This is a genomic window from Roseateles sp. FW301-B2, assembly GCF_058788955.1.
The window spans coordinates 1-24,761 of record NZ_JBYTBE010000026.1; the positions used below are offsets into that span (position 1 = coordinate 1).

Genomic DNA, 24,761 nt, shown 5'->3' on the forward strand with positions numbered 1-24,761 from the left:
ATGTCGCACTTGTTCAGGAACACGATGATGTACTTCACGCCCACTTGGCGAGCCAGCAGGATGTGCTCGCGGGTCTGAGGCATCGGGCCGTCAGCGGCCGAGCACACCAGGATCGCGCCATCCATCTGGGCCGCGCCGGTGATCATGTTCTTCACATAGTCAGCGTGGCCAGGGCAGTCCACGTGAGCGTAGTGGCGGTTAGCCGTTTCGTACTCGACGTGGGCGGTGTTGATGGTGATGCCGCGGGCCTTTTCTTCAGGGGCCGCATCGATCTGATCGTAAGCCTTGGCTTCGCCGCCAAACTTCTTCGACAGCACGGTGGCGATCGCAGCAGTCAGCGTGGTCTTGCCGTGGTCAACGTGACCAATCGTGCCCACGTTCACGTGGGGCTTGGTACGTTCGAATTTACCTTTTGCCATCTTGCGCTCCTGGCGATCAGATCAGAGAAGGGGAAGAAGAAAAGAGGTGGTGCCCATGACGCGGATCGAACGCGTGACCTCTCCCTTACCAAGGGAGTGCTCTACCACTGAGCCACATGGGCATCGACACAGGTTTATTGACCACAGATCAACAAACCAGTGCCGACACATTCACCTTCCAAGCAAGCCGACTGGAGCGGGAAACGGGAATCGAACCCGTGTCATTAGCTTGGAAGGCTAAGGTTCTACCATTGAACTACTCCCGCCCGGGAGTATCACTCGCTCATCGCCCAGGCCCTTCGACCCTTGCGCCAAACAAGCTTCAATCGCTTGAATTGTTGTTTGCCTTGGTGGAGGAGGCTGGATTCGAACCAGCGTACGCGTTAGCGGGCAGATTTACAGTCTGCTGCCTTTAACCACTCGGCCACCCCTCCGAGGCAAGCCCGCAACTATAGCACAGCATTTTTGGGCCGCAAACAATTTTCGACATCCAGCGCAGCGGACCCCAAGAAGCGGCTCGCCCGCTGCGCCGGGATGGCATGCGCACGGCCCGATGGAGCAATCTCCCGCTTTCGCAGACGTCGATAGATACCAATTTACTACCAAGCCCGGCCACCGCCATCACGGGGCATGCCGTACCTGTAGCCCCAATAACGGCCAGATTTGCGTCTTAATCGCTATTGCAGGCTCGCCACAGCAGGGAAAACACGCCCCTAAAAGTGGTAGCAAAGTGGCACTACTGATGGCTATAGTGGCATGGCATTGGTTGCATTTGCATTGCATTTCGAGGCGCCAGGCGCATGCCGCTCACACGGTGATGCGCCTTGGCTCCGAGTCTCAACAGGCCGAGCACGAAGCCAACGGCCATATCGAGGAGCAGTTCATGAAGGTCAGAAAGACCCCTATCGCGGCAGCGGTGACGATCACCCTGCTTGGTGCCGCCTTTGGCGCGCAAGCCCAACAGGCCGACAAGAAGGCTGAGGCGGCGCAGCTGGATCAGGTGGTTGTCACCGGCATTCGCGCCTCGCTGGAGACCGCGGTCAACATCAAGAAGAACGCCAGCGCGGTCGTCGACGCCGTGTCCGCGGAAGATGTGGGCAAGCTCCCCGACTCCGACGTCGGCCAATCGCTGGGCCGCATCCCCGGCGTCTCGGTGGGTCGTGCCTTCGGCCAGGGCGCCTCGGTGTCGATCCGCGGCTCCGACCCGCAGATGACCTACACCACGCTGAACGGCCAGACCGTCGCGTCCACCGGCTGGTACGACCAGATGGACATCGACCGTTCGTTCAACTATTCCCTGCTGCCGCCCGAGTTGATCGGTGGCATGGAGGTCTACAAGTCCTCCCAGGCCGACCTGACCGAAGGCGGCATCGGCGGCACCGTGATCGTGAAGACCCGCAAGCCGCTGGACATGGCGGCCGGCACCGCCTTCGCCAGCGTGAAGTACGGCAAGGGCACGATCAGCGATGACGAGAAGGAAGTCTCCGGCCTCTACAGCTGGCGCGACCAGAGCCGCCGTTTCGGCGCGCTGATCGCCGGCGGCCATTCGGAAGGCGCCTACATCCGCCAGGGCATCGAGGCTGACAGCCGCTGGTCCTCGGACGTCGCGCCGACCGCCTTCGTGCAGGATCGCAAGCGCGATGCCGTCAATGTCATCCTGCAAGCCAAGCCGATCGACGGCCTGGAGCTGGGCCTCAATGTCCTGCACCTGAAGCTGGGCGCTGACAACTCGAACAGCAGCGACTACATCTTCCACGACGCCAACTGCGACCAGCGCAATACCGCCGTGAAGTCCGACTTCAACCCCAACGGCGTGTGCCTGCACAGCACCACCACGGCCGCCAAGCCGCTGATGAACCAGTTCTTCCAGAACTGGGCCCGAGCCGCAGCGATGACCTCGGACAGCGTCACCTTCGACGGCCACTACCGCGTCGATGGCGCCAAGTTCGACCTGGTCGCCGGCAGCACCAAGGCCAAGGGCGGCACCTCGCTGACCACCAACTACGCCTACGGCTGGTGGGATACGCCCGCCAAGTGGCAGGGCACCATCGATGCCACCGGCAAGCAGATCGTCCTGAGCCCCAGCAAGGATCAATCGTTCGGCGTGAGCGCCCTGCCCAAGCAGAGCTCGCCGGAGACCTGGGCCTCGTCGCAGGGTCCGAACAAGGATCAGGAGAAGTTCGCCCAGCTGGACGCCACCTTCGACCTGGCCTGGGGCGCGATCTCCTCGTTCAAGACCGGCATCCGCATGGCCGACCACACCTTCGAGAAGCGCACCTTCCGCCCGGTCTGGAACTCGACGATTGCACCGGTCGACACCGCCAGCCTCTACAGCGGCTCGGTGGGCGTGGGTGGCTGGGACGTGCCGCGCCCCAACATCGGCGCGATGATCGCCAACACCAACAAGAACATCGCCTCCTGGATCGAGGACCGCTCCGGCTTCAGCGAGCTGAACGAGAAGAACAAGTCGGCCTACGGCATGTTTGAGTTCGACGCGCAGAACATGCGCGGCAACTTCGGCCTGCGCTACATCTCCACCGATGTGAAGAGCACCGGCTATGCCTTCGACGGCACGCCGCTGGCCGCCGGCGATTACTCGGGCAACCTCAACTGGGGCCGCAACACCGCCACCAAGAAGTCCAGCTACAACGACGTGCTGCCCAGCGCCAACCTGGCCTTCGACCTGAGCCGCAACATGGTGCTGCGCGTCGCCGCCTCGCAAACCATCACGCGCCCGAACTTCGCCAATATGTTCGGCGTGACGGTGTCGGGCTACAACGATGACCGCGTCGGGAACGAGACCTGGACCAACGGCAGCGTGTCGCTCAAGCCGATGAAGTCCAGCAACGCCGACATCGGTGTGGAGTACTACTACGGCAAGGGCAACCTGCTGTCGGCCACCTTCTTCAGCAAGGACATCTCCAACTTCATCACCGCGGAGGTCAAGAACAACCAGAAGGTGGGCCTGGTGGATCCGGTGTCCAAGCTGGACAACTGGACGGTGCAGAGCTTCGTGAACGCCGGCGGCGGTCGCATCCGCGGCCTGGAACTGCAGGCCAACCATGCCTTCAACAACGGCTATGGCGTGATCGCGAACTACACCTTCACCGAAGGCACCGCACCGGCCAGCAGCTACATCGACAACCTCGGCATCTTCACCCAGGCCTCGAAGCACAACGTCAACCTGGTCGGCTACTACGAGAACGAAACCTACTCCGGCCGCCTGGCCTACAACTGGCGCTCGAAGTACATGATTCGCGAAGGCGCCTTCTGGTACGGCAACCGCATGCACGATGCCTACGGCACGCTGGATGCAAGCTTCGGCTGGAACATCAACAAGAACCTGAAGCTGTCGCTGGAAGTCATCAACCTGCTCAAGCAGGACGACGTGCAGTACGGCGCTGCCGATGCCTCCAACACGAGCATCAAGGATCCGCTGCGCGCCGGCTTCCCGGCCTGGTCCTTCCAGGGCGAGACCACCTACCGCCTCGGCCTGAGCGCCAAGTTCTGATCGGTCCCCAACCGAACGCAAAAGCCCGGCAGTTGCCGGGCTTTTTTTTCATCACATCGGCGCTGGTATCAAACCAAAGTCGAAAAAGGAATTGACCGTCAGGCGGCCGCTGCGCGGATCGTCCGAGAGGCTGATGGCCGGATTGATGCACGCGCTGTGCAGCAGGCTGCCGGGATAGACGACGAGCCGGTTGCGGCGTGCCGGCATCATGCCCAGCAGCTCGAAATGCTCGTCGGAGTCAGCGAAGTAGCGCGGCCTGGGCGGCCGCCGTGCGAGCTCCTGCTGGTAGGCATCGAGGTAGCGATCGCGGTTGTCGGGCGTCACGCGCTGGATGCCGGTGGCCTTGTGCCGGTAGAAGCCGGTACCGCCATGCTGCTCGCCGCACAGATAGAGCAGCACCGCCATGTGATGAGGCGTGCTGGCATCGAAATGCGGCGTGCGCTGCAGCGGCCCCAGCTGCCCGGGCGCCGCGGTGATGAGCGAGAACGCGCACATGCTCTTGCGCAGCGGCAGCGCCTCGGGCACACCGAAGTTGATGCGTATCAGCGGCTCCACCAGCGCCACCAGATGGTGGGTGTAATCGCCGGGCGCCTCGGCGCGCACGCCCGGGTAGCCCTTGTGCTCGCGCACGCCCGGATAAGGCTGGAAGCGCTGCTCAAGCGCCTGCGCATGCAGCGCGTCCGGGTCCTCCAGAAAATCGTCGATGAAGACGACCTCGTGATCGCCGATCCGCACCGAGCGGACATCGGGTGGCATGCGAACGGCAAAGCGCTGGCTCATGCGGGAGATCCTTCATTTCTTTCAGTGCGCCGGCAGATCGTACAAGCGCGGCCTGCTTGCCTGGCTAGACCTTGAAGTACCAGCCGCGACGATCGAGCCAACGGACGATCAGCGCCCAGACGGCCACGAAGACCAGCGCGAAGGCCAGCGACGCCATGCTCGGCCCGGCGAGCCGAGCCAGCCAGCCAAAGCCGGCGGCATACAGGGGCGCCATCCAGCCCAGGCCCTCCAGCAGCACCGTGCACATCCAGGCGCCCGCATAGGCGGCGATGGCATTCACGCCGAAGGCGCGCCCCAGCGGACGCCATTGCAGCCGGTCCACCAGCTGGTGGGCCAGCAGCAGGGCCGCGGTGGCCCAGCCGCCGGTCCACAGCACGAAGCTGGGGGTCCAGAGCTGCTTGTTCCAGGGCAGCCATGCCGTGGCCAGGGCCCCCAACAGGAGGCTGCCGGCCGCCAGCCAGCACAGCTCGCGCCGCGCACCGCGGCGCAGCCAGGCGCCGGCGCGCAAGCCCAGCAAGGTGGTGGCCAGCGCGCCCAGCGTGCTGAGCAGACCTTCGGGGTCATGTGCGCGGCCCATGCCAGCATCCCACTCATAGGCGAAGCGCCCCAGCAGCTGCGTGTCCAGCCGGGACGCGATATTGCCGGCCTTGCTCAGATCGCCGGCGCCCAGCAGCAAGCCGCCATAGCCCAGCAGCAGCGCCAGCAGCAAGGCCCACTGCGCCTTGGCGGAACGCCAGCCGCAGGCCAGCAGCGCGGCAAAGCCGAAGCACAGGGCAATGCGTTGCAAGACCCCCATGATGCGGAACTCGGGCTTGTGCATCAGCCACCAGGCCAGCAGGTGCAGGAGCAGGCCCAGCGCCATGATGCGGCCGGCACGCTGCAGGGCGCCGCGCAGCAGCGGCCCCGGCGCCGCCCCCGCGTCGAGGCGCGGCCCCAGCGCCAGCGACAGCGACACGCCGACGATGAAGAGGAAGAAGGGAAAGATCAGGTCGGTGGGCGTGCAGCCATGCCACTCGGCATGCTCCAGGGGCCAGAACACATGGCCCCAGTCGCCCGGGTTGTTGACGAGCAGCATCGCCGCCACCGTCAGGCCTCGCAGGGCATCCACCGACGCCAGACGCTTTTGCTGATGCATGAGGGACGGGCCTCCTCAGACCCGGAATCAGAAATCGCAGGGGCTGGGCAGCGCCGGCTGCGCGGCCGGCACGCCGTCCACCCGCGCCTGGCCGGCCGCGCGATAGGCCGCCACCGCCGCCTCCACCTGGGCCGGGCTCAGCAGCTCCTTGCGCGCATGGAACACCCAGTCCACGTCCTGTTCGTAGACGCGCGGCGCGGCGCTGCTGGGCAAGAGCCCGCCGGGCGAGAACCAGAGATTGAAGTTGATGGACATCGGCGACACGGGAACGTTGCGCCCACCATGCTGGGCGATCTGGCGCCCGTCCAGGAACAGCCGCACCTGGCCATCGCCCACCTGCATCATCAGCTGATGCCAACCCTGCAGGCTGCCGAACTCCTCATGCGCCTGGTTGTAGCTCTTCCAGGGATTGAGCTGCACGGTCTGCCAGGCGATGCCGTAGAGCCGCGTCTGCGCGCTGCCCCAGCCGCCATTGGGCAGGTACTCCCAGTCCAGCTCGCTGAACTCCGGGTCGTAGTCGAAGCGCAGCGGCGTGACCGCGTAAAAGGTCTGGATGACGGGGTCGCCATCGATGCCCTGCGTCGGCGCATCGCTGAAGCGCACGCGTGCGGCATAGGTGCCCTCCAGGTATTTGCGCTGGTGGCACAGCTGGGCCTGGCGTGTGCCCGCGCCGCTGCCATCGGTGCTGGCGCTGAGGCGCAGCAGGCGGTTGCCGCGCTGGGCCGGATCGGCCAGCAGCTGCAGCTGTTGCTCGCTCCAGCTCGCGCCCTCCACGCCCGGGTGGCCGGCCTGGGTGCGCGGGGTCCAGCCGCCGGCACGCAGCTGCTGCAGGTCGGCGTAGCTGAAGTCGTCGAAAAAGCGCTCGGCGGCATGGGCCGCGAGCGCCGCCAGACCCAGGCCCATGGCCAGCAACCGTCTGCGCATGGCTCAGCTGTTGGTGGCCGGCGACGCCGTCGCCGGAATCTTTACGAAAAACATCAGCAGCAGCGCCGGCAAGCCGCAGGCGATGGTCCAGAGGAAGAAGCTCTGGTAGCCCATCGCCAGCTGGATGTCGCCGCTGATGGTCTTGGAGAAGATGAAGCCCAGCTGCATCACGCCCGAGCCCAGCGCGTAATGGGCGGTCTGGTAGCGGCCCGGCGCCACCGCCTGCATGATGTAGAGAATCATGCCGACGAAGCCGAAGCCGTAGCCGAACATCTCCACGCTGATGGCCGCACCGATGTGGAACAGATCGGTGGGCAGGCTGGCGCTGAGGTAGTAGAACACCGCGTTGGGCACCGCCATTGCCAGGATCAGCATGGGCATGGCGCGCTTCAGGCTCAGCCAGGAGGTGAAATAACCGCCCAGAATGCTGCCCACCAGGAAAGCTGCAGTGCCCGCCGTGCCATAGATGCCGCCCACCTGCTCGGTGCTGAGCCCCAAACCGCCCTTGTCGCGTGCCTCGATCAGGAACAGCGGGCCGATGGTCTGTACCTGCCCCTCGCCGAAGCGGAACAGCACGATGAAGAGGATCGCCAGCCAGACGCCGGGCTTGCCGAGGAAGTCGGCCACCACCTCCTTGAGCGTGGCGAACACGCTGCTCACCGTCAGGTCCGCATGCTCGGTGTTGAGGGTGCCCGGCAGCGCGTAGGCGTTGTAGGCCGCCAGCAAGGCCAGCAGCAGGGCCAGCGCGGCGAAGATGATGGACCAGGCATTGAACACCCCCAGGCTCTTCTCCAGATGCCCGGCCAGCACCAGCAGGCCACCCAGGGTGAGGAATTTGGAGGCGTTGAAGAACGCGCCCTGCCAGCCTGCATAGGCCGCCTGCTGCTTGCTGTCCAGCGCCGCCATGTAGAGGCCGTCGCAGGCAATGTCGTGCGTGGCCGAGGCATAGGCCAGCAGGAACAGCACCGCAATGCTGGCGGCGAAGTACATCGGCAGTTGCAGCGCCAGCGCCATCAGGCCCAGGCCCACCGCACCGGTGAACTGCATCGCCACCACGATCAGCTTCTTGCTGCGCGCCAGTTCCAGGAAGGGGCTCCACAGCGGCTTGAAGGCCCAGGCCAGGCCCAGCACGCCGGTCCAGCGCGCGATCTGGTCATTGGCCACGCCCATGTTCTTGAACATCAGACCGGCGATCAGCATCACCACGAAGAACTGCATGCCCTGCACAAAGTACAGGCTGGGAATCCAGCGCATCGGCGCAAGAGTGGGGCGGCTGGACATGAAGTCTCCTGGCGTTGCTGTGCTGCGTTCAGTTCAGGGTCACGGGCGATTGCGCCGTGGCCGGGGCCCGGCCTTCCAGCCATTGCTTCAGCCCTTCCAGCGCGCCATCGGCATAGCCCCAGGTGATCACGGTGGGCGCCTGCACGTCCAGGGCCTGGAAGGGGTTCCACAGCACCAGGTGCAGATCGGGCCGCCAGCCCTGGGCCAGGCCCCCGAGCTCGTCATAGCGGGCGCGCTGGGTGGAGGCGATCACGGTCTTGCGGCCGTCCTGCGGCACCCGGGCCCAATCGAGCGTGGCGATGTCCTGCAGCACCAGCACCTCGGCATCGGCGAAGCCGTCGAACAGCGCGGCCACCTGGGCGCCCGTGGGGCCGGCCTCGGAGACGCCGTCGGTGGGCACCTGACCCTGCACAACCACGCGCAGCGGTGCGTGCAGGTCGGGCGCCTGGGCGCCACGCAGCAGCGTCAGGCCGCGCGCCCAGGCGCGACGCATCAGGGCGTCGTCGTCCGCACGCTGCGCGCCGGCGTAGCCGGCATGTTGCACCGGGTAGGCGCGCGCCAGCGCATCGAGGCGGGCGCGGGCGCGCTCGCCCTGCGCCTGGCTCAGCTCGCCGCGCGCAAACGCGGCCTCCAGGGCGGCGATGGACTGGCCCTGCTCGTCCAGCGAGCCCTGGGCCAGGATCATGTCGGCACCGGCCTGGATCGCCAGCACCGCGGCGCGCGCATAGCCGTAGCGCTCGAAGATGGCCTTCATCATCAGCGCATCGGTGATCACCACGCCCTCGTAGCCCCATTCGCGACGCAGGATGTCGCCCAGGATCTTGGTGGACAGGGTGGCCGGATGCTCGGGGTCGATCTGCGGATAGACGATATGGGCCGTCATCACGGCGGGCGCTTCATCGCGCAGGGCCTTGAACGGGCGCAACTCCAGCACATCCAGCTCGGCGCGGCTCTTGTCCACCGTGGGCAGGGCCAGGTGCGAGTCCACATGGGTGTCGCCATGGCCGGGGAAATGCTTGACGCAGCAGGCCACGCCTTCGCGCAGCGAGCCGCGCATCCAGGCCCCCGCCAGGCGGGTCACGTCGTCGGCGTCCTCGGAGAAGCTGCGCTCGGCGATCACCGGGTTGGCCGGGTTGTTGTTGATGTCCAGCACCGGCGCGAAGTTCCAGTTGATGCCGATGCTGCGTAGACCGCGCGCCACCGCCGCCCCCACGCTTTCGGCCAGGGCCTCGTCGTCGGCCGCGCCCAGGGCCATGGCCGAGGGCGCTTGCGGCAGGAAGGTGGCACGCACCACCGAACCACCCTCCTGGTCCAGGCCGATCAGGGCGTCTGGGCCCATCACCTCGCGCAGGTCGCGGGTGAGCTGCTGCACCTCGGCTTCGGTGCCGAGGTTCTTGCGGAACAGGCAGACGGCGCGGATCTGGTGGCGGCGCAAAAAGGCGGCGGTCTCGGCATCCAGGCGCTTGCCCTGGATGTCCACCATCACCAACTGGCCCGGATGAAATGCCTTGGACATGGGCGATGAACCTCAATCAGTGCGTCTTGGTAACCTTGGCCAGATGGCGCGGCTGGTCGGGGTTCAACCCGCGTGCGCGCGCCAGCGCCTCCACCATGGGGTAGAAGCTCTGCACCGCGGCGATCGCGTCCAGGTCTTCGTTGCCGGTGCAAGCCAGGGGCAACTCGGCGCCCGGCGTGCCCTCGGGCGCGGCCAGCAGCACGCGCGCGCCGCGGCCGCGCATTTCATCGGCCAGGGCCAGCAGGCCGGCCTGGGCCGGGCCGCGTGGCGCGAACACCAGCAGCGGATAGCCCTCGTCCACCAGCGCCATCGGCCCGTGTTTGACCTCGGCGCCCGAGAAGGCCTCGGCCTGGATGCCGCAGGTCTCCTTGAACTTGAGCGCCGCCTCCATGGCCACGGCCAGGCTGGTGCCGCGGCCGATCACGAACAGGCGGTCGGCGTCCTTGAGCGCGTCCACCGCCACATCCCAACGCTTGGCAGCGGCTTGCTCCAAGGCCTGCGGCAGCTGCTGCAGCGCGGCCTGCAGGTCCTCGTCCTCGCTCCAGGCGGCCACCACGCGGGCGCCGGCCACCAGCTGGGCGATATAGCTCTTGGTGGCGGCCACGCTCTGCTCCACGCCGGCATGCAGCGGAAACACATGCTCGGCGGCCTCGGCCAGCGGCGAACCCTCGGCATTCACGAAGGCCACGGTGCGGGCGCCACCGGCGCGGAAGAACTTCGTCGGCGCTACCAGATCGGGGCTCTGACCCGATTGCGAGAAGGCCAGCGACACCAGCCCCTCGCAGGCGATCTTGCTCTGGTACAGGGTGATCAGCGACATCGGCAGCGAGGTCACCAGCCGGCCCAGGCGCGCCATCATCAGATAGGCCATGTAGTGGGCGGCATGGTCCGAGCTGCCGCGCGCCACCGTCAGCAGCGAGGTGGGCGGCTGGTCGCGCAGCGCGCTCCCCAGGGCCGCATAAGCATTTTGATCAGCGGCCAGCTGGCGCGCCACCACGGCCGGAGCGCTCAGGCACTCCTCATACATTCGCGAGGTCAATCTCTTCCCCTTCAACGACCACGCGTTGCAACTGCAAGTCACGGTCCATCACCACCAGATCCGCCCAGGCGCCCACGGCCAGCTGGCCACGTTCGCTCAAGCCCATGTATTCGGCCGCGTAGCTGGAGACGCGCCGCGAGGCGTCCGCGATCTCCAGCCCCAGGTCCACCAGATTGCGCAGTGCCTGGTCCATCGTCAGGGTGCTGCCGGCCAGGGTGCCGTCGGGCAGGCGCACGCCTCCCATGCACTTGGTGACGGTGTGCCGCCCCAGTTGGTAGTCGCCGTCGGGCATGCCGGCGGCGGCGGTCGAATCGGTGACGCAGAACATGCAGGGGATGGCTCGCAGCGCCACCTTGACGGCGCCCTCGTGCACATGCAGCAGGTCCGGGATGATCTCGGCATAGCGCGCGTGCGCCAGCGCCGCGCCCACCATGCCGGGCTCGCGGTGGTGCAGGCCGGTCATCGCGTTGAAGAGATGGGTGAAGCCGCCGGCGCCGCGCTCGAGTGCGGCCACGCCGTCCTCGTAAGTGCCCAGGGTGTGGCCGATCTGCACCTGGAAACCGGCCGCGCGCAGCGCCGTGATCAGCTCCAGATTGCCGGGCAGCTCGGGCGCCAGCGTGATCAGGCGGATCGGTGCCAGCGCGCTCAGCGCCTGGATTTCCTCGATGCTGGCGGGCTTGGCGAAGTCGGGCTGGGCCCCCAGCTTGCCGGGGTTGATGTAAGGGCCCTCGAGATGCACGCCGAGGATGCGTGCACCCTGCGAGACGCGGGTATGGCAGGCCGGGCCGAGGGCGGCAAGCGCGGCGCGGATCTCGTCCAGCGGCGCCGTCATGGTGGTGGCCAGCAGGGCCGTGGTGCCATGGCGCACATGCAGGCGTGCGATCTGCGCGGCGGCATCGCCGCCTTCCATGGTGTCGCGGCCACCGCCGCCGTGCACGTGAATGTCGATGAAGCCGGGCAGCACCAGGGGCAGGTCTTGCTTGCCGTTGCGCACCTCGGACTCGCTGACTGCCTCGCCCGTGATGCGCGTGATGCGCCCATCGGTCTGTTCCAGCGCGCCGCGGACGAAGCCCTGCGGCGTCAGAACAAACCCTTCAACCTTGCTCATCCGTCACGCCTCATCTCCGCCACGAAGTCGTAGTAATCGCTGCGGCAATACGAATGGGTCAGCTCCACCGCCTGACCCGACTCCAGATAGCCCACCCGCGTGATGAACAAGACCGCCTGGCCGACTGGAACTTCCAGCAGGCCGGCCAGCTTGGTATCCGCATTGATGGCACGAATATGTTGCAGCGCGCGCGCCGGCGCACCCGCGCCCTGCGAGAGATGCTCGTAGAGCGAGCTGTCCACCGCCTCGGGGTCGGGCAGCACCGCCTCAGGCAGCACGCTGACCTCATAGGCCATCACCACCCGGTCGGCCAGACGCAGGCGCTCCAGGCGCGCCACGCGCTGGCCCGTCACCAGGCCCAGCGAGAGCTGCTCGTCGGGGGCGGCCATCGCAAAGCCACGCAGCAGCCAGCGCGAGCTGGGCTGGAAGCCGCGCTGGTGCAGCTCTTCCGAGAAGCTGGTGAGGCGCGAGAGCGGCTGCTCCAGCTTGGGCGCGATGTAGTTGCCGCTGCCGCGCTTGCGGATGATGAGCCCCTGCTCCACCAGGCGGTCGATCGCCTTGCGGGCGGTCACGCGCGAGAGGTCCAGCGCCTCGGACAGCACGCGCTCCGAGGGCAGGGCCTCGTCGGCCTGGTATTGGCCCTCGCGGATCGCCTGGGCCAGCTTGTGGGCCAGCTGCATGTACAGCGGCGAGGCGGCTTCGGCGTCAGGCTTGAATTGGAACGGCAGTTTGGTCGACATCACACACCCGGTTCTGAGTTGAGTGCACTGCGTACCAGCAGCAGTGCGCCGTCGGCCGAGTCGCCTTGCGGCTCGACACAACGGGCACGCATATTGCCTGAGAATCTTTCGCGCAAGCGCAGCGCGATGCTGCCGCTCAAGGCCAGGGGTAGCTGCTCGCTCGGGTCCAGCGCGCGCGCCAGGCTCTCCAGCTCGGCCACGGCCTCGGCCAGGAAGGCCCGGGCCACTTCATCGTCGGGCGCGGCCTCGAACACCAGCGGCGCGAGCGTGGCATAGCCATGCTGGCCGGCCTTGGCGCACCAGGCCAGGATGGTGTGGCGCTCCTGGCCGGCCACCGCCCATACCGCGCGCGCCAGTGCGCCGGGCACGGCGCGGCCGTCCAGCGCCTGCTGGGCGTGGCGCATCGCCTTCAGCCCCAGCCAGGCACCGCTGCCCTCGTCGCCGCTGATCCAGCCCCAGCCACTGATGCACACGCGCGAACCGTCGGCGCGCAAGGCCTCGCCCACCGCGCCGGTGCCGGCCGCGATCACGCCGCCCGGCCGGCCGCCATGCGCACCCAGCACCGAGGTGAAGCCATCGTTGTCCAACGCCACCAGGGCATAGCCGGGCTGCTGGGCGTGGAACTCGGCCACCGCCTCGATCAGGTTCGCACCCGAGAGGCCCAGGCCGATCGCCACCTGCCTCAGATCCAGCGGCGCCAGCCCGGCCTGCGCGGCCGCCAAGGCCACCGCCTCCTGCACATGGCGCCAGGCCTGCTCGACCCCCTGCCCCAGCGCCGAGGGGCCGGACTCGCCTTGCCCCAGAATACGGCCCGAGCGCTCGCTCAAGCGCACCCGCGTGCCGGTACCGCCGCCATCCACGCCGACCAGATAGCGCACCTGGTTCAGGGGCGCCGTGGCGGGAGAAGGGCCGGGCCGTGCGGCCGGGGAGTTGGGGCGATTCATGTTAATACCAGTTTAGTACCAAAGACGATAAAGCGTCAATTGGTACGTCACTGGACTTAACTTATCGCAAACCCTCCCCCGGGCAAGGCCGGCGGGCTACCAGGCGATGTGCCGGCCCCGCGCCGCCAGCCAGGCCGCCGCCTCGGAAAAATGCCCGCAGCCGATGAAGGGCGCAGGAGGCCGGGTGGCCGACAGCGGCGAGGGATGGTTGGCCGTGAGGACCAGCTGCGCCGGGCCGGCCGCGGCGATCAAGGACGCCTTGGCCTGGGCATGGGCGCCCCAGAGCATGAAGACCTTGGGCGCGGGGTCGGCGGCCGCGGCGCATATCAGCGCGTCGGTCAGCGCCTCCCAGCCGCCTGCCTTGCCGATCTTGGCGTGGCTGGCGGGCGCGCCGTCTTCCACCGTCAGGCAGGTGTTGAGCAAGAGCACGCCCTGCGCGGCCCAGGGCCCGAGATGCGGGCTCATGGGCGGCTGCTGCCCCAGATCGCGCTGCAGCTCCTTGAAGATATTGCGCAGGCTGGGCGGCAGCTTGTTGCCATCGGGCACCGAGAAGGCCAGGCCCTCGGCCTGACCCGGGCCGTGATAAGGGTCCTGGCCGAGGATCACGACGCGCACCTGGGCGAGCGGCGTGAGGCGCAGCGCGCGCAGCGGATCGGGCGGGTAGATGGTGGCGCCCGCGGCCTCACGGGCCTGCAGATGCGCCAGCACATCGCGGCCGGCGGGGCTCGCCAGCCAGGCGTCCAGCGGCGTCTGCCAGCCGGTATCCAGCGTGGCGCCGCGCAGCGCGTCGGTCAGCGAAGCCATCAGGCCGCGAACAGTTCGGCCAGCGCCGCACCCGGATCGGGCGCGCGCATGAAGGCCTCGCCCACCAGGAAGGCGTTGACCCGGGCGGCCCGCATGGTCTGCACATCGGCGCGGCTGAGGATGCCGGATTCGGTCACCAGCAGCCGCTCCGCGGGCACGCGGTCCAGCAGGCCCAGCGTGGTCTGCAGCGTCACCTCGAAGCTGCGCAGATTGCGGTTGTTGATGCCCAGCAGGGGCGTCTTCAGGCGCAGGGCGCGCTCCAGCTCGGCGCCGTCGTGCACCTCCACCAGCACGTCCAGGCCCAGGCCCAGGGCGCAGGCCTCCAGGTCGGCCATCAAGGCATCGTCCAGGCTGGCGGCGATCAGCAGGATGGCATCGGCGCCCATGGCACGCGCCTCGTAGACCTGGTATTCGTCGACCAGGAAATCCTTGCGCAGCACCGGCAGCACACAGGCGGCGCGTGCCTGCTGCAGATAGGCCACCGAGCCCTGGAAAAAGCGTTCATCCGTCAGCACGCTCAGGCAGGCCGCGCCATGCTGGGCGTAGCTCTGCGCAATCTCGGCCGGGCGGAAATCCGCGCGCAGCACGCCCTTGCTGGGGCTGGCCTTCTTGATCTCGGCGATTACGGCACTCTGGCCGACGGCGATCTTGGCGCGCAACGCGGCTTCAAAGCCACGGGTGTCATGCAGCGCCTCGGCCTCCTCGCGCAGGCTGGCGAGCGAGCGGCGCGCCTTGGCGGCGGCCACTTCCTCATGCTTGACGGCGTTGATCTTGTTCAGGATGTCCGACATGGTTTTCAGGCCTTCTTCCCCAGGGCCTGGGTGGTGGCCACGAACTGGTCGAGCTTGGCGCGCGCGGCGCCGCTGCTGATGGCCTGGCGTGCCTTGGCGATGCCGTCGCCAATGCTGCCCACCACGTTGGCGGCATAGAGCGTGGCGCCGGCGTTCAGCAGCACGATGTCGCGCGCGGCGCCGGGCTCGTCGGCCAGCGCGCCCAGCAGCATCACGCGCGACTCTTCCGGGCCGGCCACCTTGAGGCTACGGTTGCTGACCATGGCCAGGCCGAAGTCCTCCGGGTGGATCTCGTACTCGCGCACCTCGCCATTCTTCAGCTCGCCCACCAGGGTGGCGGCGCCCAGCGAGATCTCGTCCATGCCATCCTTGCCATAGACCACCACCGCATGCTCGGCGCCCAGGCGCTGCATCACGCGCACCTGGATGCCCACCAGATCCGGGTGGAACACGCCCATCAGGATGTTCTTGGCATCGGCCGGGTTGGTGAGCGGGCCCAGGATGTTGAAGATGGTGCGCACGCCCAGCTCGCGCCGCACCGGCGCGATGTTCTTCATGGCCGGATGGTGGTTGGGCGCGAACATGAAGCCGATGCTGGTCTGCAGCACGCTCTCGGCCACCTGGGCCGGCGTCAGCATGATGTTGGCGCCCAGGGCTTCCAGCACATCGGCGCTGCCGGTCTTGCTGGAAACGCTGCGGTTGCCATGCTTGGCGATCTGCGCGCCCGCGGCCGCGGCCACGAACATCGAGCAGGTGGAGATGTTGAAGGTATGGGCGCCATCGCCACCGGTGCCCACCACGTCCACCAGATGCGGCGAGGGGGGCACGGGCACCTTGTTGGAGAGCTCGCGCATCACCTGGGCCGCCGCGGTGATCTCGCCGATGGTTTCCTTCTTGACGCGCAGGCCGATCAGCAGCGCCGCCGACATCACCGGCGACATCTCGCCGCTCATGATGCGGCGCATCAGGGTGAGCATCTCGTCGTGGAAGATCTCGCGGTGCTCGATGACGCGGGTCAGGGCTTCGTTGTCGGTGATCGGCATATCAGGCTCCGAAATAGTCACGCATGGCGGCGATGGCACGGTCCACGCCGGCCGCATCCACATCCAGATGGGTCACGAAACGCAGGCGATACAGGCCGGTGGCCAGCACGCCGCGCGACTTCAGGTGCGGGATCACGCCCGCCGCCCGTTCTTGCGACGGGCCCGCCACATCCACGAAGACGATATTGGTCTGCGGGGTCTCCACCGTCACGCCGGGCAGGCCCTGCAGGCCGGCGGCCAGGCGCTGCGCCAGCGCATGGTCATCGGCCAAGCGCGCCACATGATGGTCCAGCGCATGCTGGGCCGCCGCGGCCAGCACGCCGGCCTGGCGCATGCCGCCACCGGCCATCTTGCGCCAGCGGTGCGCGCGCGCAATGAAGTCGCGGCTGCCGCACAGCACCGAGCCCACCGGGGCACCCAGGCCCTTGGAGAAGCACACCGAGACGCTGTCGAAATGGCTGCAGATCTGGCGCGCCGCCTGGTAGGGGTCCCCACCCAAGGCCACGGCGGCATTGAACAGGCGCGCGCCGTCCAGATGCCGCGACAAGCCCTTGCCCAGCGCCAGGTGCGAAGCCGCCGAGAGATAGGCCAGCGGCAGCACCTTGCCGCCGATGGTGTTCTCCAGCGTCAAGAGCCTTGTGCGCGCGAAATGGGCGTCGTCGGGCTTGATATTGGCCTCGATGTCGGCCAGGGCCAGCGAGCCGTCCGCCTGGTGCGGCAGCGGTTGCGGCTGGATCGAGCCCAGCACCGCCGCGCCGCCACCCTCCCAGCGATAGGTATGGGCGAACTGCCCCACCAGGTACTCGTCGCCGCGCTGGCAATGGCTCATCAGCGCACAGAGATTGCTCTGCGTGCCGGTGGGCATGAAGAGCGCGGCCTCGAAACCCAGGCGCTCGGCCAGGGCGCTCTGCAGGGCGTTGACGCTGGGGTCGTCGCCGAACACATCGTCGCCCAGCGGCGCCGCCAGCATGGCGGCACGCATCGCGGCCGTCGGCTGGGTGACGGTATCGCTGCGCAGATCAACCACGGTCATAGCGCCCCCTGCAGGAAGTTCTTCAACATCGCATGACCATGCTCGCTGAGGATGGACTCGGGATGGAACTGCACCCCCTCCATCGGCGTGGCCGTGCCGGCCAGCTCGCGGTGGCGCACGCCCATGATCTCGCCGTCCTCGCTGCGCGCGGTGATGTCCAGCACCGCCGGCAGGCTGGCCTCCTCGATCACCAGCGAGTGGTAGCGAATGACGCTGAACTCGCGCGGCAGGCCCTTGAACACGCCCTGCTGGTCGGTGGTGATGGTGCTGGCCTTGCCATGCATCTGGGTCTTGGCGCGCACGATCTTGCCGCCCAGCGCCGCGCCCATGCTCTGATGGCCCAGGCACACGCCCAGGATGGGCAGCTTGCCCTGGAAGGCGCGGATCGCCTCCACACAGATGCCGGCCTCGGCGGGCGAGCAGGGGCCGGGCGAGAACACCAGCTGATCGGGCTTCAGCGCACCGATCTCTTCCACCGTGATCTCGTCGTTGCGCACCACGCGCACTTCGGCACCCAGCTCGCCGAAGTACTGCACCAGGTTGAAGGTGAAGCTGTCGTAGTTGTCGATCATCAAGAGCATTTAGAAGCCCTCCTCAACGAGTTCGGCGGCACGCAGCAGCGCGCGCGCCTTGGCCTCGGTTTCCTGCCATTCCAGCTCGGGCACCGAGTCGGCCACCACGCCGGCCGCGGCCTGCACATAGAGCACCTGGTCCTGCACGATGCCGGTGCGGATCGCGATGGCCAGGTCCATGTCGCCGGCAAAGCTGAGATAGCCGCAGGCGCCGCCATAGATGCCGCGCTTCACCGGCTCGAGCTCGTCGATGATTTCCATCGCGCGGATCTTGGGCGCGCCGGTGAGCGTGCCGGCCGGGAAGGTGGCGCGGAACACGTCCAGGCTGCTCATGCCGTCCTTCAGCTCGCCCTCGACATTGCTGACGATGTGCATCACATGCGAGTAGCGCTCCACCACGAAGGCGTCGGTGACCTTGACCGAGCCGGTCTTGGCAATGCGGCCGATGTCGTTGCGCGCCAGGTCGATCAGCATCAGGTGCTCGGCGCGCTCCTTGGGGTCGGCCTTGAGCTCGGCCTCCAGGGCCAGGTCCAGCTCGGGGGTGGCGCCGCGCGGGCGCGTGCCGGCAAGCGGCCGGATGGTGACCTTCTGGCCCGCCGGCGTGCGCTCCTGGCGCACCAGGATCTCGGGCGAGGCGCCGACGATCTGGAACTCCCCCATGTCGTAGAAATACATGTAGGGGCTGGGGTTGAGCGAGCGCAGCGCGCGGTACAGGCTCAGCGGCGATTCGGTGTAGCGCTTGGACAGGCGCTGGCCCACCTGCACCTGCATCATGTCGCCGGCGGCGATGTATTCCTTGGCCTTGAGCACCGCGTCCAGGTAGTCGGCCTTGGCGAATTCGCGCTGCACCGGATGGGCCTGGCCACGCTTGACCTGGGGGGCGGAGACGCTGTAGGTGAGCTTGTCGCGCAGCTCGGTGAGGCGCTTCTTGGCCTTGTGGAAGGACTCGGCCTGGCCTGGGTCGGCATAGACGATCAGGTAGAGCCGGCCCGAGAGATTGTCGATGACGGCCAGTTCCTCGCATTGCAGCAGCATCACGTCCGGCGTGTCCAGGCCACCCGGCTTCGCCGTCTTGGCCAGCTTGGGCTCGATATAGCGCACCGCGTCGTAGCCGAAGTAGCCGGCCAGGCCGCCGCAGAAGCGCGGCATGCCGGGGCGCAGCGCCACCTTGAAGCGCTGCTGGTAGGCCTCGATGAAATCGAGCGGATTGCCTTCGTGCGTCTCCACCACCACGCCATCGCGCAGCACCTCGGTGCGCAGGCCGCTGCTCTTGAGCACGGTGCGCGCCGGCAGGCCGATGAAGGAGTAGCGCCCGAAGCGCTCGCCGCCCACCACCGATTCCAGCAGGAAGCTGTGGCGGCCATTGCCGGCACCGGCGCACAGCTTCAGGTAGAGGGATAGCGGGGTTTCGAGATCCGCAAAAGCCTCGCTGATGAGGGGGATGCGGTTGTAGCCCTGGGCGGCCAGGCTCTGGAATTCAAGTTCGGTGATCACGTGCTCAAACCTTGCGTTTCTGGGCGCGCACCGGGCAGGCGCACGCCGTCTCAGGGTTGCCGCGCTGCGGCCACTCCAAGCCGGGGGTGGCTCAAAGCATAAGGTCTTGGATCTCGGCCGGCCGGGATGGGCGGCAGACAGCAAGCAGCAGCGGCTTCAGGCGAAGTCGTGGGGGCGACGCCAGGGCCAGGCTCCCCGGTCGTTCGACCCCTTGATCTGCTTGCGCGTGATGAACATGATGCGACCAAGTGTAGCAGCGGTCACGGCTCGCACGGTTTACGCGTCGCCCCTATGCACAGCAGGCGCGTCGATGGCAGATACTTGGCCCACAAGCCTGCAGGTCGTTGGGTCCAGGCGTAGACAGACTCTGAACGGAGCGAGACAAATGCGACGAGTAATCCTGGCCTCCATGGCCGCGGCTGCGATGGCCATGGCCCTGCCCCTGACCGCGCTGGCGCAAAACGTCGAGGTGGCCGGGGTCAAGTACGAGCCCACGGCCGAGGTCGGGGGCGCCAAGCTGCAGCTCAATGGCGCGGGCATCCGCTACAAGGCCTTCTTCAAGGTCTATACCGCCGGCCTCTATCTCGCGGCCAAGGCCACCTCGCCCGAGGCCGTGCTGGGCGCGACGGGCGCCAAACGCCTGCACATCCAGATGCTGCGCGAGATCGACGGCAACGAACTCGGCAAGCTCTTCACCAAGGGCATGGAAGACAACTCCACGCGCGAGGAATTCTCCAAGGCCATCAACGGCGTGCTGCGCGTGGCCGAGATCTTCTCCAGCAAGAAGCGCATGAGCACCGGCGAGCATTTCAGCGTCGACTGGGTGCCGGGCACCGGCACGGTGGTCTATGTGAACGGCAAGGTGCAGGGCGAGCCCATCAAGGAAGCCGAGTTCTACAACGTGCTGCTGAAGATCTGGCTCGGCAAGTCGCCCGCCGACGAGCAGCTCAAGGATGCCCTGCTGGGTATCAAGCGCGAGCGTTCGGGTCGCGGCTGACTTTCGCATCCAGCCAGCGCGGAAATTCATCCAGCGAGTCGAACACCGCATCGGCATCCACTGCGTGGATGGGCTGGCCATGGTTGTAGCCATGGCTCAGCAGCACCACCGGGCAACCGGCGGCACGCGCGGCGCGCGCATCGTTGCTGGAGTCGCCCACCATCCAGGTATGCGCCGGCGCGGTGCCCAGGGCCTCGCAGGTCTTCAGCAGGGGCAGGGGGTCGGGCTTCTTGCGCTCGAAGTCGTCGCCACCGAACACCAGCGTGAAATAGCCGGCGAGCTGCTTGCGCGCCAGCAGCTCGCGCGCGAAGGCGGCCGGCTTGTTGGTCAGGCAGGCCATCGGCAGGCCCAGGGCCTTGAGCGCGTCCAGGCCCGCGCGCACGCCCGGGAAGACCTCGGCATGCTGGCCGTTGATGTCGCGGTAAAAGCGCTGGTAGAGCTGCCACGCCGGGTCATAGAGGCTGGGCGCGCCGCCCACCTCGGCCAGGGTGCTGCGAATCAAATGCTCGCTGCCCTGCCCCACCGTGTGCTCGACGAATTTGCGTCCCACCAGGGGCAGCTCCAGTTCCGCCAGCACGCGCTGCAGCACGGCCACAAAGTCACCCAGGGTATCGACCAGGGTGCCGTCGAGATCGACGATGAAGGCTTGGGGGATGGCGAGTCTGGCGGAGGTGGGCAACACGGTTCGGATCGTCAGCGCGCGGGTATTGCGCGCATCGATCTTATGGGCTCGCGGCCATGCGCACGCAGTTGCGCCCCTCGTTTTTGGCCCGGTACATGGCCGCGTCGGCGTTCTTGGCCAGCAGCTCCTCGCTGCCGCCATGCTCGGGATACTGCGCCACGCCGATGCTGGCACCGATGTTGACGCGCCGCCCGGCGAGCTCGAAGTCCTGGTTCAGCGCATAGAGGATCTTCTCGGCCACCGCCAGGGCATCGGCGCCGCTGGCCACCTGGGGCAGCAGCACCACGAACTCGTCGCCGCCGACGCGCGCCACGGTGTCGGACTCGCGCAGGCAGCGCCGCATGCGCAGCGCCACCTCGCACAGCAGCTGGTCGCCCACGCCATGCCCCAGCTCGTCATTGACGGGCTTGAAGCGGTCGAGGTCGACGAACAGCACGGCCAGCCGCGCCTTGCCGCGCTTGGCCGCCACCAGGGCCTGCTGCACACGGTCGGTCAGCAGGGTGCGGTTCGGCAGGCCGGTGAGCGCGTCGTAATGGGCGCGCTGCAGCATGCGCTCCTCGGCCTGCTTCTCGGCGGTGAGGTCGTCGTAGATGACCGCCAGCTCGCCCAGCGAGAGCTTGCAGATGTAGTTGGCGCGCCAGCCGGCGATCTGCCCGTCCTCGCCGCGCAGCGAGACCGGCGCCTGCTGCGCCTGGCCGCTGCGCCAGACCTGACGCAGGGCCTCCAGCAGCGCCTGGCCGATCTGGCCCGGGTAGACCTGCTGCACCAGCTTCCCCATCACCTGGGCCTCGCTGGCGTTCTCGATGCGCTCGGCCGTGCGGTTGAAGCCGATCAGCTGGAAGTCCCGGCCATCGGGCAGGGCGCGGAAGATCGCCACCCCGCTGCTGAGGTTCTCGAACAGCTCCTTCATGCGCGCCTCGCTCTCGCGCAGCATGCGCTCGGCGCGCTTGGCATTGCTGATGTCGCGCGCGATCGTGGAGGCGCCCACCACCTGGCCATGTTCGTTGAGCACCGGCGAGATGGTGGCGGCGATGTCCGGCAGGCGGCCATCCTTGGCCAGCCTGACGGTCTGGAAATGCGCCACCCACTCGCCGCGCGCCACCCGCGCCAGCAGCTGCGCCTGCTCCTCGCCGCGATCGGGTGGCAGCAGCATCGCGCTGGGCCGGCCGATGGCCTCGGCGGCGCTGTAGCCGAACATGCGCTCGGCGCCATGGTTCCAGCTCACGATCACGCCATCCAGCCGCTCGCTGAGGATGGCATCGGTGGAGGACTCGATGATGGCGGCGAACTCCTGCAAGCCCTGCTCGGCCTGGCGCAGCCGGCTGTTGATCGCGGCCACCTCGCGGCTGCGCCGCTGCGCCTCGGTCACGTCCTCCACTTGATGGACGATGCAGGCCAGTGCGCCGTCCGGGCCCAGCACGGGCAGGTTCAGCGGCTGCCAATAGCGCTCCTCGAAGCCGCTGCCGTCGGGCAGCCGGATGTCGTAGCGCTGCACCGCCATGCGGTCGGGTTCAAGGCGCTGCTGCACCCGCCCCAGCGAGGCGCGCAGATTGCGCACGCCGTCGGCCATGGGATCGTCGGGGTTGTCCGGAAAAATCTCGAACAGCGCGCGCCCGATCACCGCCTCGCGCTGCGTCAGCGTGGCGCGCAAATAGGCGTCGGTCGCGGCCAGGATGCGCAGCGCCGGGTCCAGCACCAGGTAGAGCCCCGGCAGCGTGTTGAACAGCAGCTGGAAATCGCAGGCGCCCTGCGGCTCGGCGGGCGGCACATGCAAATCGGCAAGCACGGCATCCTGGTGCACCTGAGGTCTCCAAGGCAGACGGTCTTTGCGCCGCAAGCTCCCCGAGCTATTGACTCTAGTCCGATCCGGCCGGCTTGGCTGCCCCTGAGAAGGCGACAAGGACACTTGTCCTTTAAGACGGACAATTGTTTTAGAATGCCGCAATGGACAGCAAGAAAGAACAGCTTTACGCGCTGCTGCGCGCCAATCCCTATGTGAGCCAGCAGGATCTGGCTCAGCAGCTGGGGCTGTCGCGCTCGGCGGTGGCCGGGCATATCGCGGCCCTCACGCGGGAGCGCCGCATCCTCGGGCGCGCCTATGTGCTGCCTCAGGCGCGCCCCATCGTGTGTATAGGCGGCAGCAATGTGGACCGCAAGCTGCGCAGCCTGGCGCCGCTGCAGATGCGCACCTCCAACCCGGCGGCCATGCGCGAGACCCCGGGCGGGGTGGCGCGCAATGTGGCCGAGAACCTGGCGCGGCTGGGCCTGCCGGTGCATCTGCTCACCGCCGTGGGCGACGACCCGGCCGGGCGCGGCCTGCTGGGCCAGCTGCAGCAGCTGGGTGCACAGACCGGCGGCAGCCTGCAGGCCGCCGACGCCCACACCGGCAGCTACACGGCGGTGCTGGATCTGTCCGGTGAGCTGGTGCTGGCGCTCGCGCATATGGAGCTGGTCGAGCGCATCACGCCCGACTTCCTGCGCCTGTGCGCGGCCCAGCGCGCCCAGGCCGGCAGCCTGGTGCTGGACCTGAACCTGCCGGCCGCCAGCGTGCAGTTGCTGATCGAGGAGGCGCGCGCCAGCGGCCAGCGCCTCAGCGCGGTGGCGGTCTCCCAGCCCAAGATGGAGCGCCTGCCCGAGGATCTGCAGGGCCTGGACCTGCTGATCCTGAACCGCGACGAATTGCAGACCCTCAGCGGCCTGCGCCTGGGCAGCGAGCGCGCCTGGCAGCGCGCCCTCGAACAGCTGCGCGCGCGCGGCCTGCAGCGCCTGGTGGTGACCGATGGCGCCGCCGGCTTGCGCCTGGCCGAGCAAGGCGGCGACCTGCAGACCATGGCGGCCGCGGCCGTGCCGGTGGCCGACGTCACCGGTGCCGGCGACGCCTTTGCCGCCGGTGTCTGCGCCGCCCTGCACCACGCCCCCGAAGACCTGGCGGCGGCCTGCCGCCTGGGCCTCAGGCTCGCCGCCCTGACCCTGCAGACCGAACATACCGTCCACCCCGACCTGACGCCGGAGTTTCTATCCCATGCATGAATACCTCGAGTTCTCGGCCGAAGTGGCCGCTGCCCGCCGCACCGGCCTGCCCATCGTGGCGCTGGAGTCCACCATCATTTCGCATGGCATGCCCTACCCGCAGAACGTGCAGACCGCGCGCGAGGTGGAGGCCCTGATACGCGCCGAGGGCGCGGTGCCGGCCACCATCGCGATCCTGGACGGCAAGATCCGCATCGGCCTCGCCGACGCCGAGCTGGAGCTGCTGGGCCAGTCGCCCGAGGCCATGAAGGTGAGCCGGCGCGACCTGCCCTATGTGATCGCGAGCGGCAAGATCGGCGCCACCACCGTGGCCGCCACCATGATCTGCGCCGCGCTGGCCGAGATCCGGGTGTTCGTGACCGGCGGCATCGGCGGCGTGCACCGCGGCGCCGAGACCAGTTTCGACATCTCGGCCGATCTGCAGGAGCTGGCGCGCAGCTCGGTGGCGGTGGTGTGCGCCGGTGCCAAGAGCATTCTGGACATCGGCCTGACGCTCGAGTACCTGGAAACCCACGGCGTGCCGGTGCTGTCCATCGGCCAGGACAATTTCGCCGCCTTCTACACGCCCGACAGCGGCTTCAAGGCGGACTTCCGCCTCGACAGCCCGGCCGAGCAGGCGGGCTTTCTGAAGACCAAGTGGGCGCTCGGCCTGAGCGGTGGCGTGGTGATCAGCAATCCGGTGCCGGCGGCCGAGGCCATGCCGCGCGCCGAGATCGACGCCATCACCGCGCAGGCCCTGCAGGAGGCGGCCGCCCAGGGCATCGCCGGCAAGGCCGTCACGCCCTTTCTGCTCGCGCGCATCAAGGCCCTCACCGAGGGGCGCAGCCTGGCCACCAATATCGCCCTGGTGAAGCACAACGCGGTGGCGGGGGCGCGGCTGGCGCGTGCGCTGCAAGTATGAAGTGCGCACGGCGCTGC

The 24,761-nt window shown here is 67.9% G+C and carries 22 protein-coding genes and 3 tRNA genes; 4 read left to right on the plus strand and 21 right to left on the minus strand.

Translation table 11 applies throughout. From position 1 onward, the window contains the following. From AC3WQY_RS17205 to AC3WQY_RS17220, 4 genes are all read right to left on the minus strand, one after another. A partial coding sequence (locus tag AC3WQY_RS17205; RefSeq protein ID WP_492709774.1) for a GTP-binding protein occupies nt 1–419 on the minus strand: 419 nt, incomplete at its 3' end. A 47-nt stretch (nt 420–466) separates the two neighbouring features. After that, nucleotides 467–541 (minus strand) — tRNA-Thr (locus tag AC3WQY_RS17210). 70 nt (nt 542–611) lie between these two features. Further along, nucleotides 612–685, minus strand: a tRNA-Gly gene (locus AC3WQY_RS17215). A gap of 82 nt (nt 686–767) precedes the next feature. Next, nucleotides 768–853, minus strand: a tRNA-Tyr gene (locus tag AC3WQY_RS17220). Between the two features lie 449 nt (nt 854–1,302). Here AC3WQY_RS17220 and AC3WQY_RS17225 point away from each other — a divergent pair. Further along, nucleotides 1,303–3,930, plus strand: a complete 2,628-nt coding sequence (locus AC3WQY_RS17225; RefSeq protein ID WP_492709775.1) for a TonB-dependent receptor — start codon at nt 1,303–1,305, stop codon at nt 3,928–3,930. Between the two features lie 51 nt (nt 3,931–3,981). On the opposite strand, the gene AC3WQY_RS17230 is transcribed toward AC3WQY_RS17225, so the two are convergent. The 15 genes from AC3WQY_RS17230 to trpE form a co-directional block, all read right to left on the minus strand. Further along, on the minus strand, nt 3,982–4,710 hold the full coding sequence (locus AC3WQY_RS17230) for a DUF6445 family protein (RefSeq protein ID WP_285235079.1): 729 nt from the start codon (nt 4,708–4,710) through the stop codon (nt 3,982–3,984). Between the two features lie 64 nt (nt 4,711–4,774). Continuing rightward, on the minus strand, nt 4,775–5,845 hold the full coding sequence (locus AC3WQY_RS17235; RefSeq protein ID WP_492709776.1) for an acyltransferase family protein: 1,071 nt from the start codon (nt 5,843–5,845) through the stop codon (nt 4,775–4,777). Between the two features lie 27 nt (nt 5,846–5,872). Further along, nucleotides 5,873–6,769 carry a glycoside hydrolase family 16 protein gene (locus AC3WQY_RS17240; RefSeq protein ID WP_492709777.1) on the minus strand — a complete coding sequence of 299 codons (897 nt, stop codon included), beginning with the start codon at nt 6,767–6,769 and terminating at the stop codon, nt 5,873–5,875. Between the two features lie 3 nt (nt 6,770–6,772). After that, nucleotides 6,773–8,050, minus strand: coding sequence for an MFS transporter (locus AC3WQY_RS17245; RefSeq protein ID WP_492709778.1), 1,278 nt, complete (start codon nt 8,048–8,050; stop codon nt 6,773–6,775). A gap of 28 nt (nt 8,051–8,078) precedes the next feature. Beyond that, nucleotides 8,079–9,566, minus strand: a complete 1,488-nt coding sequence (gene nagZ / locus AC3WQY_RS17250) for a beta-N-acetylhexosaminidase (RefSeq protein ID WP_492709779.1) — start codon at nt 9,564–9,566, stop codon at nt 8,079–8,081. Nucleotides 9,567–9,582: 16 nt separating this feature from the next. After that, a complete protein-coding gene (locus tag AC3WQY_RS17255; RefSeq protein WP_492709780.1) occupies nt 9,583–10,593 on the minus strand; it encodes an SIS domain-containing protein in 1,011 nt (336 codons plus the stop codon). Continuing rightward, nucleotides 10,586–11,713 carry an N-acetylglucosamine-6-phosphate deacetylase gene (nagA, locus tag AC3WQY_RS17260; RefSeq protein WP_492709781.1) on the minus strand — a complete coding sequence of 376 codons (1,128 nt, stop codon included), beginning with the start codon at nt 11,711–11,713 and terminating at the stop codon, nt 10,586–10,588. The genes AC3WQY_RS17255 and nagA overlap by 8 nt, the downstream gene beginning before the upstream one ends. Beyond that, a complete protein-coding gene (locus tag AC3WQY_RS17265; RefSeq protein WP_285235072.1) occupies nt 11,710–12,453 on the minus strand; it encodes a GntR family transcriptional regulator in 744 nt (247 codons plus the stop codon). The genes nagA and AC3WQY_RS17265 overlap by 4 nt, the downstream gene beginning before the upstream one ends. Then, nucleotides 12,453–13,397, minus strand: coding sequence for a glucosamine kinase nucleotide-binding domain-containing protein (locus AC3WQY_RS17270; RefSeq protein ID WP_492709782.1), 945 nt, complete (start codon nt 13,395–13,397; stop codon nt 12,453–12,455). The genes AC3WQY_RS17265 and AC3WQY_RS17270 overlap by 1 nt, the downstream gene beginning before the upstream one ends. Nucleotides 13,398–13,493: 96 nt before the next feature. Then, on the minus strand, nt 13,494–14,201 hold the full coding sequence (locus AC3WQY_RS17275; protein WP_492709783.1) for a uracil-DNA glycosylase: 708 nt from the start codon (nt 14,199–14,201) through the stop codon (nt 13,494–13,496). Beyond that, nucleotides 14,201–14,992 carry an indole-3-glycerol phosphate synthase TrpC gene (gene trpC, locus AC3WQY_RS17280; RefSeq protein ID WP_492709784.1) on the minus strand — a complete coding sequence of 264 codons (792 nt, stop codon included), beginning with the start codon at nt 14,990–14,992 and terminating at the stop codon, nt 14,201–14,203. The genes AC3WQY_RS17275 and trpC overlap by 1 nt, the downstream gene beginning before the upstream one ends. Nucleotides 14,993–14,997: 5 nt before the next feature. Next, on the minus strand, nt 14,998–16,035 hold the full coding sequence (gene trpD, locus AC3WQY_RS17285) for an anthranilate phosphoribosyltransferase (RefSeq protein ID WP_492709785.1): 1,038 nt from the start codon (nt 16,033–16,035) through the stop codon (nt 14,998–15,000). Nucleotide 16,036: 1 nt separating this feature from the next. Next, entirely contained in the window at nt 16,037–17,068 is a 1,032-nt protein-coding gene (gene ltaE, locus AC3WQY_RS17290) for a low-specificity L-threonine aldolase (protein WP_492709786.1), read from the minus strand. Continuing rightward, nucleotides 17,065–17,649: an anthranilate synthase component II gene (locus AC3WQY_RS17295; protein ID WP_492709787.1), complete on the minus strand. Its 585-nt coding sequence runs from the start codon at nt 17,647–17,649 to the stop codon at nt 17,065–17,067. The genes ltaE and AC3WQY_RS17295 overlap by 4 nt, the downstream gene beginning before the upstream one ends. Next, a complete protein-coding gene (gene trpE / locus AC3WQY_RS17300; RefSeq protein WP_492709788.1) occupies nt 17,650–19,134 on the minus strand; it encodes an anthranilate synthase component I in 1,485 nt (494 codons plus the stop codon). A 385-nt stretch (nt 19,135–19,519) separates the two neighbouring features. Between trpE and AC3WQY_RS17305 the strand changes: the two genes are divergently transcribed. After that, entirely contained in the window at nt 19,520–20,131 is a 612-nt protein-coding gene (locus AC3WQY_RS17305; RefSeq protein WP_285235064.1) for a chalcone isomerase family protein, read from the plus strand. Here the strand turns inward: AC3WQY_RS17305 and gph are convergent. Both gph and AC3WQY_RS17315 read right to left on the minus strand, forming a co-directional pair. Further along, a complete protein-coding gene (gene gph / locus AC3WQY_RS17310) occupies nt 20,103–20,822 on the minus strand; it encodes a phosphoglycolate phosphatase (RefSeq protein WP_492709838.1) in 720 nt (239 codons plus the stop codon). The genes AC3WQY_RS17305 and gph overlap by 29 nt on opposite strands. 31 nt (nt 20,823–20,853) lie before the next feature. Continuing rightward, a complete protein-coding gene (locus AC3WQY_RS17315; protein ID WP_492709789.1) occupies nt 20,854–22,599 on the minus strand; it encodes a sensor domain-containing protein in 1,746 nt (581 codons plus the stop codon). Nucleotides 22,600–22,757: 158 nt separating this feature from the next. On the opposite strand from AC3WQY_RS17315, the gene AC3WQY_RS17320 reads away from it, so the two are divergent. Both AC3WQY_RS17320 and AC3WQY_RS17325 read left to right on the plus strand, forming a co-directional pair. Beyond that, the gene (locus AC3WQY_RS17320) at nt 22,758–23,843 is read left to right on the plus strand and encodes a carbohydrate kinase family protein (RefSeq protein WP_492709790.1); all 1,086 of its coding nucleotides are present in this window, start codon (nt 22,758–22,760) and stop codon (nt 23,841–23,843) included. Beyond that, nucleotides 23,836–24,744 (plus strand): pseudouridine-5'-phosphate glycosidase, encoded by a 909-nt coding sequence (locus AC3WQY_RS17325; protein ID WP_492709791.1) that lies wholly within the window; start codon nt 23,836–23,838, stop codon nt 24,742–24,744. The genes AC3WQY_RS17320 and AC3WQY_RS17325 overlap by 8 nt, the downstream gene beginning before the upstream one ends. Nucleotides 24,745–24,761 lie beyond the last annotated feature (17 nt).